Below are 13,587 nucleotides of genomic sequence, written 5' to 3' on the forward strand. Positions count from 1 at the left end.
TTGTCACTCATGGTCTCTCAACTTGAGCCACATCTTGCAAACGACCTTCGATCTTGGGAGCAATTGACTTCGCCACCTGTATTGCATCGATGACTAGATCAGACACCAAGCGCGTCATTTGGCCCTCGTACACTATTGGCTTCACGCCAATAAACATGTCAAACCCATCACCACCATTCGCAATAAACTGACGTGTTGCTAAACGATAGATCTGATTGTCTTGCACAGCTTGCCCTCTTACGTTAAGTGCAATGACTCTCTTTCCTGGATCTTGCGAGCTATCATAGACCACCTCCATTCCAGACACCTGCAAATAACGTCCTTTCATATCCTCAATCTGGCTTAGACTATTCTCCATTGCCGCTAAGAGCTGTGCTCCGGTCACTTCAAGCAGCACCACGTGGTCCCGAAACGGCAACTCGGCCAAAATATCACGGCGCGTAAGCTCAAGAGGAGCGACATAATTACGTTCAGCTCGAATAAATCCAGAGTTAAAGAAGGCAATATCGGCGTTTGCATGGTTACGCAATACATCAGCGATAAAATTACCAAATGGGTTTTCTTGAGTCCGAGTGTTTGGTAAAAGAGTACTGAAATCTGTGTTTAACCTTCCCAGTGGCTCACTCAATAACGAATCCAAGCGGCGATTATAATCGTCGACCTGATCTAAAACCGTGGCGTCCGCTTCATAACTATTCATACTATCCATCGAAACGATGAACGAAAAACGATTATGGTCATCCTTATGAATACGAACGATGGCAACCTCATCCCCTTTGGCAATCCAAATATGATTAGGATGCTTCATCATTTCCGGATTATCTGTCAACAGTAAATGCTCATCCTTACCCAATGCCAGATCCAGCACTCCCGATGCCAGCAACTCATCAAATTCAGCATAACGGTTTAAATAATCACGGTAACAGCACGAATACGCCATAATGATCAGATCAACACCAGATGCCCTAAGCGCTTCAGCTTTTTGTCGGATGAGCTCGACAGGGTTCTCAGCTAGAACCATACGTTTTACATTATACTCTTCCAATGTATTGGGCGGTAAAATGCCCAAAATACCGAGCTGCAAATCCCCCAACTCAACCACAATCTGATCTACCGTGCCATCAAGATTTCCCTGAGTCAGCGTATCGATTGAGTTAGACGTAACAAACGGAAAAGCGGCCTCATAAGCTCTCAATGACAATTGATCTTCATAGAAGCTAAATTCACGTTTACCGACCACCATCGCCGCAGGTTCCAGCGAGTTCAACAGATCGATGATATGGGACCCCATATCAAGAGACGACAAGGTGCTAGGTGCCAGATTTCCACCTCCAGATACAAAGGCCACAGGAGACTGACTTCTGTATTGGTTAAGTAAACTGGCAAGTTTTGGATAGCTCCCTTTTGTATCACTGTCCATTTCCGTCATTTCACTTACATAAACGATGAAATACTCAGACTGTCCAAACGCAATAGGTGATAGCAAAAGAGCGGTAGTTAGCGAAAGCACTTGTAATCTGCGAACTGATTTAAACACTTTACCAAACATAATAGGCTCCGAGTCTCATCTTCTATGAAGGTACTTATTGAATAGCGTTATACCACAGTTTAGGTGTTTTTATGATGATGAACAGTTCAATAAAGGCCTATTTCATTTCCTACTTAAAGATTTTTTCATGATCAGTTGAGTAAATACCATTTAGATCGATCGCTGTGACGCAGCAACTGCGTCGTTATTGTGATAAGATTTGTCGCCTTAAACACAATAGCGCCTGTCGCACAAACCTTACGAGCTGTCGAAGATGAGCAAAGTCACCTCACTAGATAAGAGCAAGATTAAAATTCTATTGCTGGAAGGTATACATCAATCAGCAATCGACACCCTTCACGCCCATGGCTATCTTAACATTGAGACACTCAGTGGATCATTGCCAGAAGATGAGCTCATTGAGCGGATTAAAGAAGTGCACTTTGTTGGGATACGTTCTCGTACTCAATTGACTGCACGCGTATTCGAGGCCGCTGAAAAATTAGTCGCTGTGGGTTGTTTCTGCATTGGCACAAACCAAGTGGATCTTGATGCCGCCACCCAGGCAGGTATCGCGGTGTTCAACGCACCCTATTCCAACACTCGCTCGGTTGCTGAGCTCGTTTTGGCAGAAGCCATCATTTTGATGCGTGGTGTCGCTGAAAAAAGCGCGAAAGCGCATCGGGGTATCTGGCAAAAAACGGCTAAGAACTCCTATGAGATCCGTGGGAAAAAACTCGGCATCGTCGGCTATGGTAGCATTGGAACTCAACTAAGCATTTTAGCGGAAGGTTTAGGCATGGATGTCTACTTCTATGATGTTGTCACCAAGCTCCCATTGGGCAATGCAAAGCCAGTTGGCTCAATGACTGAGCTATTGTCGATCAGTGATGTCGTAACGCTTCACGTTCCAGAACTCCCATCTACAAAAAACATGATGGGGACACCTCAGTTTGAACAAATGAAGCACGGCTCCATTTTTATTAATGCTGCACGTGGAACGGTGGTTGACATTGATGCACTCTGTGATGCGTTGAAGTCAGGGAAACTTTTAGGCGCTGCAATCGATGTATTCCCCGTAGAGCCTCGCACGAATGACGATGAGTTTATCAGTCCACTCCGGGAATTTGACAATGTCATTCTGACTCCACATGTGGGCGGCTCCACAATGGAAGCCCAAGAAAACATCGGCTTTGAGGTGTCTGAGAAGCTGATCAAATACAGTGATAATGGTTCATCCATTACATCGGTTAATTTCCCAGAAGTCGCACTTCCAGGACATCCGAACTGCCACCGTTTGTTGCACGTTCACAACAACATCCCAGGTGTTTTGTCGCAGATCAACAGTGTTTTCTCTGAAAACAATATCAACATCACGGGCCAATACCTACAAACCAATGACAAAGTAGGCTATGTTGTGATTGATGTTGAGGCCGATTACTCTGCCATCGCACTGGACAAGCTCAACGCAATTAACGGAACTATCCGCTGCAGACGCCTCTTTTAATAGAGTGCTTTATTCGCCTCATCTCATCAACTTTATCGGTCAATGAGATGAGGCTAACTCAGCTTTGACAAAGCCTCCTGTATTTTAACAAATACCTTCTTACGAATTTTTACCGCATCGTTCACCAGATGATGCCTTCCACCCTGAATCAGAAAGATTTCAGCGTTCGTATAGATGCGTTCAAATAAAGGCAAATTATGTTGCCAGTCCACTGTCATATCCTCATCTCCTTGAATAATTAATGGAGCCCCCTCCACTCCTCTTTGAGCCTCCATGACAGGAACCCACTTTAACATGGCACGAATCCAGTTCATCGAAAAGTGCGTGTACTGCAGGGGATCACGCTGACGTACAAACGCCAGAAACTCAGGATCACCTGAGTTATCTGTAAAATCACGTTTATAGCGCCGACGAAACCATCCTAAAAGCGCATACAGCTTCTTAATTCGTTCAAAACGTGCTGGACGCAGCAAAGGCGCTAAGAGAATACGCTGATCAATATCAAGAGGCTGCATCAGATGCATAGCGGGCATAATCTGCTGGCTCATGATAATGGCCGCACCCGTGCTCTGCCCAAGCAATACCAAACGCTTACCCATGATGGCGCGGTAGGTTTGTAAGACATGATTCAACTGTGTCACGTAGGTCTTGAAGTCATCAATGCCTAACGGGTCACCGAGTGACAGACCATGGCCTGGCAAATCATAAATCAGCACATTCCATTTCAGCCGAAGAAGATAATCAATGAGGCTGCGGTATAAGCCCGCATGATCGGTATACCCATGTACAATCACGACTGTGCCCAGAGCTGCGCGTGATTGAAAATACTGCACAACCAGTTGTGCCTGCTGAATCGACTCAATGCCAATAGAATAGTCTGTATCATCGGGCAATGTGTCGAAACCATAGTGATGCCGATAGGCGCGCACTTGGCGATCGCACAACGTCGGTTGCGAGGGATCAAAAGGTTCAAGCTCAGAGCGTACACTGGAGGCCGTAAACTCTGGCATCTGGTCGCTGTATGCCGAACTAAAGGGGTCTGATAGGGGCGATTCGGTGAAAATGGTCATAGGCTCATCCTTCGTATCCTATTATTATAGACCTATGATTATGAACTAATATGACAGTTGTATCTTCGACGGAGCATTCATGTCAATCAAGGTTCATCTTTTATAACGAAAAATGCGTACAGCAGGATGACAGACTTTTCACAAGATAGATATTAAGGAAAGCATCAATGGCCTTTCAACCCCATGTTACCGTCGCTGCATTAATTCGCCGAAATGATCGTTATCTAATGGTCGAAGAAGGCAACCCCAACAACAGCGTATTCAATCAACCCGCAGGCCACATTGAAGCAGGTGAGACACCTGAAGCCGCCTGCATACGAGAAGTCCAAGAAGAAACCGCTTGGCGCGTAAAACCCAAACATCTAATCGGCATCTACCTTTTAACCCTTCATCCTGAAAAGGTCTATTACCGCTTTGGTTTTAGAGCAGATGCTTTAGAAGACCTATCCACCCCTTTGGATCCAGACATCATCGCCTGCCACTGGCTAACGCTTTCTGAAATTAAAGCACTGCAATTAGCGGGTCGTTTACGCAGCGATCTGGTCATGAAGTTGATCGAAGATGATCTTGCTGGCAATGCGTTTCCACTTGAAATCATACAGTCATAAAAACACGTGACCCAACATCGACTTCAGTGTATAAATCGCGCTCTGTCACTCTATGTTCGGTCACACTTTCATGAATCAACACACTGCCTTTTTCGATACTCTGGCCGACGAACTCGTCGATCGTGGCTATGCCATTTTGCACCAAGGCGTCCCGGCTGAACTCTGTTGTCAGTTACGCTCCCGTATTCAAGAACTTGATGATGAGGATTTTAAACGAGCCGGCATTGGTCGAGAACAAGATCATCAAATCAACACCCAAATACGACGAGATCAAATTCGTTGGCTGAGTCAAAACAACCCTACCGAAAACACCTATCTCAACTGGATGGATACCCTTCGCTCAGCCCTCAATCAACGTCTTTTTATGGGATTGTTTGATTATGAAGCGCATTTTGCGCATTATCCTGTTGGCGCCTTCTACAAACGCCATGTTGATGCGTTCAAAGGACGCACCAACCGGGTGCTGACCACCGTGGTCTATTTGAATAAAGATTGGCAAAAAGATGAAGGTGGTGAACTGATCCTTTACCCTGAAACAGGTGACACACCCATTGAATGCGTTCTCCCTGAATCTGGAACCTTGGTGTGTTTTTTAAGCGACCGTTTTCCACATGAAGTGCTCACAGCCTATCGAGACAGATACAGTATTGCCGGATGGTATCGCGTCAACAATACGCTCGGTGACCAGATCGATCCTCCGCGTTAATCTGCACAAGCCACCCACTCTCACCTTGGTCAAATCGAGAGTGGGGGCATGTTGAGCGTCATCAGCCCTGAATGACCATCAGCCTATATATTCGAGCGTACTAGAGAATCAGAGACACCAATAGCGATACTCCCATCAATACGAAAACACCTGCAGCAATTCGACGAAACACTGTGAAATTTAGACGTTCCAGTAGCCATTGCCCTGCAAACACAACCGGCACATTCGCTAACATCATGCCAAGTGTTGTTCCGAGCGTCACCGCTACAATCGCTTCATACTTAATGGCCAGCATAACGGTGGCGATCTGTGTTTTATCGCCTATTTCCGCTAGGAAAAATAAGACAAAACTCGCTCCAAATGCCCCCCAACGCGCATACTGTTGGCCCACATCTTCCTCTTCATCGGGAATCAATATCCAGGCGGCCATGGCAAAGAAGCCTATCGCTAACAGCAAAATTGCCCAATTGCCCGACAAAAGATTCGACAGCCAATCGCCAAATAGAGCCGATGCACCATGGTTAATCAGAGTTGCAACTAAGATTGCACAACAAATGGTCCAAGGTTTACGGAATTTAGCCACTAATAACAAGGAAAGAAGCTGGGTTTTATCGCCCACTTCGGCTAAAGCAACGGCAAGGGTTGAGAACAAAAACGCTTCCATGATGACACCAGGGGCCAGACGATTAACCATAAGGTATGAATACACGTCCGGCCCCGGTAGGTGTATTAATACCTTAGGTCTCATCAATCTCACTGCATGAATCACTGAGCGCGGCAACCATAAGCATGTGGCTCAAGTATGTTGGCTGACGCCTTGGCAACGAAATACCAAGAGATTACTCCCCTAAGAGTGAGGTTATGCTAATGAGCTTTGATCTAAATGTCAAACGCCTAACCGCCCTTCAGATGTCGTCAATCTGTGGAGGAAGAAATCAGAAGGTTCATGTTCGATGATCATAGCCTTCACGCACAGCACTCAGCGCATGCTATAATTCCCACTCAAATTTAAAATGTGGACATCCTGTGAAACCTGAAGATTTTGCCCAACTCCCGCTACCCCCTAAAGCCTTAGAGAATCTCGCTCAAATGGGCTACACCGCCATGACGCCCATTCAGCAGCAAAGCTTACCCGTCATACTCCAAGGTCGAGACATCATCGCTCAAGCCCAAACAGGTAGCGGTAAAACAGCCGCATTTGGTATCGGTCTATTGGAAAAAATCAATCCTCGCTTTTTCGGAGTACAGGGTCTAATTTTATGTCCAACTCGTGAATTAGCGACGCAGGTCGCCACAGAGCTTCGAAAACTTGCACGCTACCTTGATAATATTAAAATTGTTTCCATTTGTGGCGGACAACCCATTGGCCCTCAAATTGGCTCACTGGAACACGGGGCTCATATCGTCATTGGTACGCCTGGACGTTTACGCGATCATTTACGCAAACAAACGCTTAACCTTGAGTCCTTGCACACCCTGATTCTCGATGAAGCTGACCGCATGCTCGACATGGGGTTTGAAGACGATATTCGTTTTATCATTGGCGCGACACCCGAGAAACGCCAAACACTTCTTTTTTCGGCTACCTATCCAGACACGATTGAGGCAATGAGTGCGGCTTATCAATTTGACCCTCTGCGTGTCAGTGTCGAAAGCCAACATGATGACAGCACCATCGAACAAGCCTATATCACATACAAAAATCAAGACAAAACAGAGACACTTGCCGCACTGTTGCAACACTTCGCCCCTGAAGCTGCGATTATTTTCTGCAACACCAAGCAAACCTGCAGCGATATGGTGGCCGCACTCCGTAACTATGGACTTAAAAGCCTAGCGTTACATGGTGATTTAGAGCAACGAGATCGTGATCAAGTCCTCATTCGCTTCAGCAATGGCAGCTGCCGCTATTTGTTTGCAACAGATGTAGCCGCTCGTGGCTTAGACATTGACAGTGTCGACCTAGTCATTAATGCTGACTTACCCGCTGACCCTGCCGTCTATACCCATCGCATTGGCCGCACAGGACGAGCCGGACGTCAAGGGATGGCCATTAGCCTGTGTTCAGACCGTGAAACCTATCGTTTAAAGCGCATCGAAGAGTTGCAAACGCAAGCAATCAAAGCGCTTAAACCTCTGGCTTCCCCCTCTCCCGATAAGGTGCCCGAACCCGCTAAAATGACCACTTTATGCATTGCAGGAGGACGGAAAGACAAACTCCGACCTGGCGATATTTTAGGCGCTCTAACCGCCTCTGGTGAGCTCACAGGCGATGCGATTGGAAAAATCAATGTCACTGATTTCTCGGCCTATGTGGCCATAGAGCGTGCAGTCTCACCACGTGCTCTTGAGCTTTTAAAACAGGGCAAAATCAAGGGCCGTAGTTTTAAAGTTCGTCGTCTTTAATAAACTCAAAAGTGGTCCTTATCTACTAAACCTTTGTTTTATGGCACAACTCCTGCAGTAGTTAAGATACTGGTCAAGTAATAGCATCTTAACTCCCTGTTTGAAGTACCTCTGTTTTTCTCAGCGCACTCATTTAGGGCAGGACAAAAAACGGGGGCCGATTTGTGATAGATAAGAGTGCACTCGACGCGTTATGGATTATGATTGGCGCCGTCTTGGTCTTAATGATGCAAGGCGGTTTTCTGTGCCTAGAATCAGGTCTTACGCGCAGTAAAAACGCCATCAATGTAGCGTTAAAAAATGCATTCGATTTAATTGTTGCAGCACTTCTCTTCTGGCTACTAGGTTTTACCATTATGTTTGGCCAACACGATGCCTGGTCACTTGATCTGCGCTGGTTAGCGGCTGACTTTACTGATGATAGTTTATGGCATGCCAGCTTTTTTCTGTTTCAGCTGACCTTTTGCGCCACCGCAGCAACGATTGTCTCGGGCGCCATTGCTGAGCGCAGCCGTTTTCAAGTCTACGTTCTCATTACCGCCCTCATTAGCTTGATTCTTTACCCCACGTTTGGACACTGGGCGTGGAGTGGTGCCATTAACCCGACATCTGGCTGGCTGGAGGCACTGGGGTTTACGGATTTTGCGGGCAGCACCGTTGTCCACAGTTTAGGAGGATGGGTGGCACTGGCAGCCGTCATCGTGATTGGGCCACGCACGGGACGCTTTGTTCAGGGTAAACCTCAGGAGATACCCGGCAGCAATCTCCCTTTGGCCATTCTGGGTATGTTATTTTTCATGATTGGTTGGATTGGCTTTAATGGTGGCAGCACCTTAGAGTTCAACGAAAAAATTGCAGGCATTATTGTCAACACCATCATCTCGGCTTGTGCGGGTGGAATGATGGCCATGATTTTATCAAATGCCGAAAAAGAGAAGGTTCGCAGTACAAGCCTCACCATTAATGGCACGTTAGCCGGACTGGTCGCCATCACCGCTGGTTGCCACTTAGTTTCGACACCTCATGCTGCACTGATTGGTGCCATTGGTGCCTTCGTCATGTTCATGACCGACCGATTAATGCTGCGTTACCAACTTGATGATGCCATTTCAGCCGTCCCTGTTCATCTTGCAGCCGGTATTTGGGGAACTCTGGCGGTGGCGCTTTTCGGCCACTTAGATGCGTTAGGCGAGCCCTTCAGTCGGTTTGAATGGATAGGCATCCAGCTTATTGGCATTGCGGCGTGCGCACTCTTTGTTTTTCCAACGTCTTATTTAGTATTGCAGCTACTTAAGCGCCTCACACCTTTGCGTGTCAGTTTAGACGCCGAGCACCAAGGTCTGAATTTTTCAGAGCACGGTGCCCGTACAGAATTAAGCGAACTGTTATCGAGCATGCAAGAGCAAGAACGCACGGGTGACTTAAAACAGCGTGTTCCGGTTGAACCCTTTACCGAAGTTGGACAAATAGCAGCACAATACAATCGTGTGATGTCGAACCTCAATCGCATGATTATGCGCACACGCTTGATTGTCAGGGATATGCAAGACGGCATTATTACCTTTTCAAATAAGGGCATTATCACCAGCGCCAACCCAGGGGCTGAAGTGATTTTTGGACGGTCGGCTCAGGACATCATTGGCTCACCGAGCGGATTACTGTTGCATGAAGACTCGCGCCAGTTTTTTCCTGCCACGCATTTAAATGATCTATTCGTAACACTCGCCAGCAGTCCAGATGAAGGCCCACATGAACTCGTGGGGTTTAAAAACGACCTATCTCTTCCCTTCCCTATTGAAGTAACCACCTCAGCGAGCCCCACCGAGGAAGGTATACAATACAGTGCGCTGATCCGAGACATTAGCGAACGAAAACGCATGGAAGCACGCTTGCACCGTCACTCTGAACTCGCACAAGTCACCTTGGAAGCAATCACCGAAGCGTGATCACCTGCGATGCCCAAAAAAATACGGTCTATTTGAATCCCATGGCCTGTACGCTTTTGGGCTGGGAGGCCCAGGCCGCATTTGGCCTCCCTATTGACACACTCTTACCCATGCAAGACAGTGATGGAGACAGAGTCCTCATATCAACGCTTTGCACCGATACCCACTTTAATAATACGTCAAACTCATCATTCAGCTATTTTAAGCTGAGGAACAAACACGGCAAGACGGCTGAGGTGCAAATTAAGTGCTCGCCACTTTTCGATACACAAAAAAAGAGCATGGGTTGGGTGATAGCCCTGCAAGACATGACCCAAAACAACCGACTGCAAGAGATGCTCACTTTTCAAGCCGTCCATGACACCTTAACAGGGCTGATCAATCGACGTGAGTTTGAGCGGCGTTTAGAAGGTCTAATCATTGAAGCACAAACACAAGGGGCCGAGCATCTCCTGTGCTATCTGGATTTAGATCAATTCAAGCTGGTCAATGACACCTGTGGCCATCGCGCTGGGGACGCGCTGCTCAAACAGCTGTCCAGTTTACTCAAACCCATCCTGCGTCAAAGCGACACGCTGGCGCGTCTTGGTGGTGACGAGTTTGGCGTTTTACTGTCCTACTGCCCACTGGAGAAAGGTCTGCAGATTGCCGAGCAGTTACGTCGGACCGTGACAAACTTCCGTTTTTCCTGGGATGGGCAGGTTTTTTCAGTGGGTGTGAGCATTGGTATGGTGATTATTTCACATGATTGTGGATCACTTGATGAGGTTCTCAGCCATGCCGATACCGCCTGCTATGCGGCCAAAGATCTTGGACGAAATCGCGTGCATTTATTTGAGCTGAACGATCAAGAATTGCACTTCCGTAAAGGGCAGATTCAATGGGCTAGCCGCATTCAGAACGCTTTGGATCGTGACAGGTTTCGACTTTACTTTCAGACGATTGTCCCATTTGATACGGCACATCTGGACATTCCTCACTATGAAATATTAACCCGTTTGGTGGATGAAGAAGGGGAAATCATTCCACCGGGTGCGTTTATTCCAGCCGCAGAGCGCTTTGGTCTGATGCCCAAAATTGATCAGTGGGTTATCCGCAATACGCTGGCGTGGATGGGCGACCAACTTAGACGAAATCAACAGCCTGTTTTCTGTGCGATCAACTTATCGGGGGCGTCTATTGGACGCCAAGACTGTTTAAACGTCATCCGCGACCAAATACGCAAGCATGCCGTTCCTGCTCAATATATCTGCTTCGAAATTACCGAAACGGCCGCCATTGCCGATCCATCAAATGCAGCTGCCTTTATCGAAGAGCTAAAGTCTCTAGGCTGCCAATTTGCACTCGATGATTTCGGCAGTGGCCTGTCTTCATTTGGTTACTTAAAACAATTGCCCGTGAACTATCTAAAGATTGATGGCATTTTCATCCAAGACTTACCCAACAGTCCGATTGATCAAGCCATGGTGGCCTCGATCAATAACATAGGTCATCTGATGGGCTTGAAAACCATCGCTGAATGCGTTGAAGACGCTGAAACGCTCAGGATTCTCGCCCGCATCGGTGTCGACTATGCACAAGGATTTTATCTCTCACGCCCCGAACCCTTAGAGTCCATTGGCGGCGTGAAAGTCATGCCGCGTTAATCAATGCCCAAACACAGACCAACCTGTGTGTTGTACAAAACGCTCTAGGGCTCGGGTTCCTAAATAACTATTCCCGAGTTTATCGAGCCCTGGAGACCAAACAGCTATGGAGCCCTTACCGGGAGCAATGGCAAGAATACCACCGCCGACACCACTTTTTCCGGGCAACCCCACGCGGTAAGCAAACTCGCCAGAACCATCATAGTGACCGCACATCATCATCAACGAATTGATACGACGGGCACGTTGGGCCGACACGACACGAATCCCCGTTGTTTTATCCACCCCATCGGATACCAAAAACAGCCCAGCTCTTGCCAGTTGCTCACAACTCATAGCAATGGAGCACTGATGAAAATAGGTCCCCAGCACCTTGTCTACATCATGACGTAAACGCCCAAACGCCTTCATAAAATGCGCCAGTGAGGCATTGCGGTCACGGTGGGCCATTTCAGACGCGGCTACAATGTGATCAAAGCAAATACTATTGTCATTCGAAATAAAGCGCACGAAGTTGAGGATCTCGGCAAGTGTTTCTTTTGGCGCATGCCCCATCATAATGGCATCGACCACCGCTATGGCACCTGCATTAATAAAGGGATTACGCGGCCTGCCAGACTCATGTTCAAGCTGAACAATTGAGTTAAATGGATCACCCGATGCTCGCGCCCAACATGCGTCCAAATACCATCCCCCAACTTGCCAAGCGCAATCGTAAGGGTAAAGACTTTTGAAATACTCTGAATGGAAAACAAGGTATTTGCTTGCCCAGCCGAGTACATTTGTCCCTCAGGGGTGCAAACCGCAATACCGAACTGATGCGGATCGACATGCGCCAGTTGCGGAATATAATCCGCCACCTTGCCACGATTTTTTTCTGTGGATAAAGTCAAAACGAGGTCATCTAAATATTCTTGTATCATGAAGGGGCACTTTGTTGATCTATTGTTGTTATCGATTGGTCTGACTATTTTAACGTGATTTCAGATGCCATGGCTCTAAAAGAAATCGGCTTAAAAACAGAGAGTGATGCGATCTGTTGCTGATTATCTTACAAAGAGCGTCTATCATCATCTAATCGTCAAATGTGAACTCGGTTGAGGCTATGTTGAAATACTCAGATAAAAACATAATAGGACAGATGATCATGAAACGCCGAGTGCTTATTATTTATTCTGGTGGAACCATTGGTATGCAACCCTCTGAGCAGGGCTATGTCCCGATGAAGGGTTTTCATAAGCTCATCAACAAGCTTTTTCGTGCCCGTGGTCTACAACACCTCCCTCACTATGACATTATCGAATGCCAGCAGCTGATTGATAGTTCAAATATCCTGCCCAACGATTGGACTCGACTCAGTCATCTCTTAATGCAAAACTGGGACGAGTATGATGGATTCGTACTGCTTCACGGCACTGACACCATGGCTTATACCGCCTCTATGCTGTCATTCATGCTCCAGGGAATGAATAAACCTGTGATTTTAACAGGCTCTCAAATCCCCATGATGGAGGCCAGAAGTGATGGTCCAGAAAACCTGATCACCGCCGTAATGCTGGCCGGTCATTACAATATCCCCGAAGTGTGTATTTTCTTCGCGAATCGGCTCTTGCGCGGTAATCGCAGTACGAAAGTAAAAAGTGCCGGATTTGATGCATTCGACTCCCCCAATTTTCCTTGGTTAGGCAGTATTGGAATTAACATCGAGATTCAAAGCCAGTTGCTACTCAAAAAGCGTGCACCATCACACCTTGCCCCTACCTTTAATCCTGATGCCGTTGCCGTGATTCAAACCTTTCCGGGGATCTCCGCCGAGATTCTTAAAGCCGTTGTTGAGCGTCCAGGGGTAAGAGGGTTAGTTTTGCAGACCTATGGAGCCGGCAACCCTCCAGATGCCAACAAAGACTTTATTGAGGTGCTAGCACATGCATCAACGTCTGGAGTGACCATATTGAATATCACCCAGTGCGCGTATGGATCGGTGAGCCAAGGTGCCTACGCAACAGGGGCAACGTTGAATCGAATTGGTGTCATTGCAGGTGCGGATTTAACCCTTGAAGCCGCCTTCACAAAACTGCACTTTTTACTCAGCCAGAATGAGTCCATCGATGCCGTGCGACAAGGACTTATCCTTCCTCTAGCAGGAGAAATGACCGTCTGAACTCGATAG

General features: G+C 47.2%; 10 protein-coding genes and 1 pseudogene. 7 read left to right on the forward strand and 4 right to left on the reverse strand.

The window, feature by feature from the left end; translation table 11 throughout:
- Positions 1–7: 7 nt before the first annotated feature.
- Positions 8–1,549, reverse strand: coding sequence for a bifunctional metallophosphatase/5'-nucleotidase (locus tag D791_RS09485; protein WP_051514386.1), 1,542 nt, complete (start codon positions 1,547–1,549; stop codon positions 8–10).
- Positions 1,550–1,802: 253 nt separating this feature from the next.
- Here D791_RS09485 and serA point away from each other — a divergent pair, with 253 nt between their 5' ends.
- Positions 1,803–3,035: a phosphoglycerate dehydrogenase gene (serA, locus tag D791_RS09490; RefSeq protein WP_036510791.1), complete on the forward strand. Its 1,233-nt coding sequence runs from the start codon at positions 1,803–1,805 to the stop codon at positions 3,033–3,035.
- A gap of 53 nt (positions 3,036–3,088) precedes the next feature.
- Here serA and D791_RS09495 read toward each other — a convergent pair whose 3' ends face one another.
- Positions 3,089–4,105 (reverse strand): alpha/beta hydrolase, encoded by a 1,017-nt coding sequence (locus D791_RS09495; protein WP_051514387.1) that lies wholly within the window; start codon positions 4,103–4,105, stop codon positions 3,089–3,091.
- A gap of 167 nt (positions 4,106–4,272) precedes the next feature.
- Here D791_RS09495 and D791_RS09500 point away from each other — a divergent pair, with 167 nt between their 5' ends.
- Positions 4,273–4,713 (forward strand): NUDIX hydrolase, encoded by a 441-nt coding sequence (locus D791_RS09500; protein ID WP_036510794.1) that lies wholly within the window; start codon positions 4,273–4,275, stop codon positions 4,711–4,713.
- Between the two features lie 70 nt (positions 4,714–4,783).
- Positions 4,784–5,419, forward strand: coding sequence for a 2OG-Fe(II) oxygenase (locus tag D791_RS09505; protein ID WP_036510796.1), 636 nt, complete (start codon positions 4,784–4,786; stop codon positions 5,417–5,419).
- Positions 5,420–5,519: 100 nt separating this feature from the next.
- Here D791_RS09505 and D791_RS09510 read toward each other — a convergent pair whose 3' ends face one another.
- Positions 5,520–6,083, reverse strand: a complete 564-nt coding sequence (locus D791_RS09510; protein WP_036510964.1) for a TMEM165/GDT1 family protein — start codon at positions 6,081–6,083, stop codon at positions 5,520–5,522.
- Between the two features lie 362 nt (positions 6,084–6,445).
- On the opposite strand from D791_RS09510, the gene dbpA reads away from it, so the two are divergent.
- From dbpA to D791_RS20360, 3 genes are all read left to right on the forward strand, one after another.
- The gene (gene dbpA, locus D791_RS09515; RefSeq protein ID WP_036510799.1) at positions 6,446–7,825 is read left to right on the forward strand and encodes an ATP-dependent RNA helicase DbpA; all 1,380 of its coding nucleotides are present in this window, start codon (positions 6,446–6,448) and stop codon (positions 7,823–7,825) included.
- Between the two features lie 164 nt (positions 7,826–7,989).
- On the forward strand, positions 7,990–9,771 hold the full coding sequence (amt, locus tag D791_RS20355) for an ammonium transporter (protein ID WP_202806847.1): 1,782 nt from the start codon (positions 7,990–7,992) through the stop codon (positions 9,769–9,771).
- Complete coding sequence (locus D791_RS20360) at positions 9,768–11,417, forward strand: EAL domain-containing protein (protein WP_202806848.1); 1,650 nt, start codon at positions 9,768–9,770, stop codon at positions 11,415–11,417. The genes amt and D791_RS20360 overlap by 4 nt, the downstream gene beginning before the upstream one ends.
- Here D791_RS20360 and D791_RS09525 read toward each other — a convergent pair.
- Positions 11,418–12,340: pseudogene (locus tag D791_RS09525) on the reverse strand (glutaminase).
- 224 nt (positions 12,341–12,564) lie between these two features.
- On the opposite strand from D791_RS09525, the gene ansA reads away from it, so the two are divergent.
- Positions 12,565–13,578: an asparaginase gene (ansA, locus tag D791_RS09530; RefSeq protein ID WP_036510802.1), complete on the forward strand. Its 1,014-nt coding sequence runs from the start codon at positions 12,565–12,567 to the stop codon at positions 13,576–13,578.
- Positions 13,579–13,587: the final 9 nt, after the last annotated feature.

The sequence above is a fragment of the Nitrincola nitratireducens genome (genome assembly GCF_000585235.1).
GTDB lineage: Bacteria > Pseudomonadota > Gammaproteobacteria > Pseudomonadales > Balneatricaceae > Nitrincola > Nitrincola alkalisediminis.

Bases quoted from the DNA above. Each gene is read 5' to 3' on its own strand.
- D791_RS09485 (WP_051514386.1), bottom strand. From the start codon at position 1,549: ATGTTTGGTAAAGTGTTTAAATCAGTTCGCAGATTACAAGTGCTTTCG.
- serA (WP_036510791.1), top strand. From the start codon at position 1,803: ATGAGCAAAGTCACCTCACTAGATAAGAGCAAGATTAAAATTCTATTG.
- D791_RS09495 (WP_051514387.1), bottom strand. From the start codon at position 4,105: ATGACCATTTTCACCGAATCGCCCCTATCAGACCCCTTTAGTTCGGCA.
- D791_RS09500 (WP_036510794.1), top strand. From the start codon at position 4,273: ATGGCCTTTCAACCCCATGTTACCGTCGCTGCATTAATTCGCCGAAAT.
- D791_RS09505 (WP_036510796.1), top strand. From the start codon at position 4,784: ATGAATCAACACACTGCCTTTTTCGATACTCTGGCCGACGAACTCGTC.
- D791_RS09510 (WP_036510964.1), bottom strand. From the start codon at position 6,083: ATGGAAGCGTTTTTGTTCTCAACCCTTGCCGTTGCTTTAGCCGAAGTG.
- ansA (WP_036510802.1), top strand. From the start codon at position 12,565: ATGAAACGCCGAGTGCTTATTATTTATTCTGGTGGAACCATTGGTATG.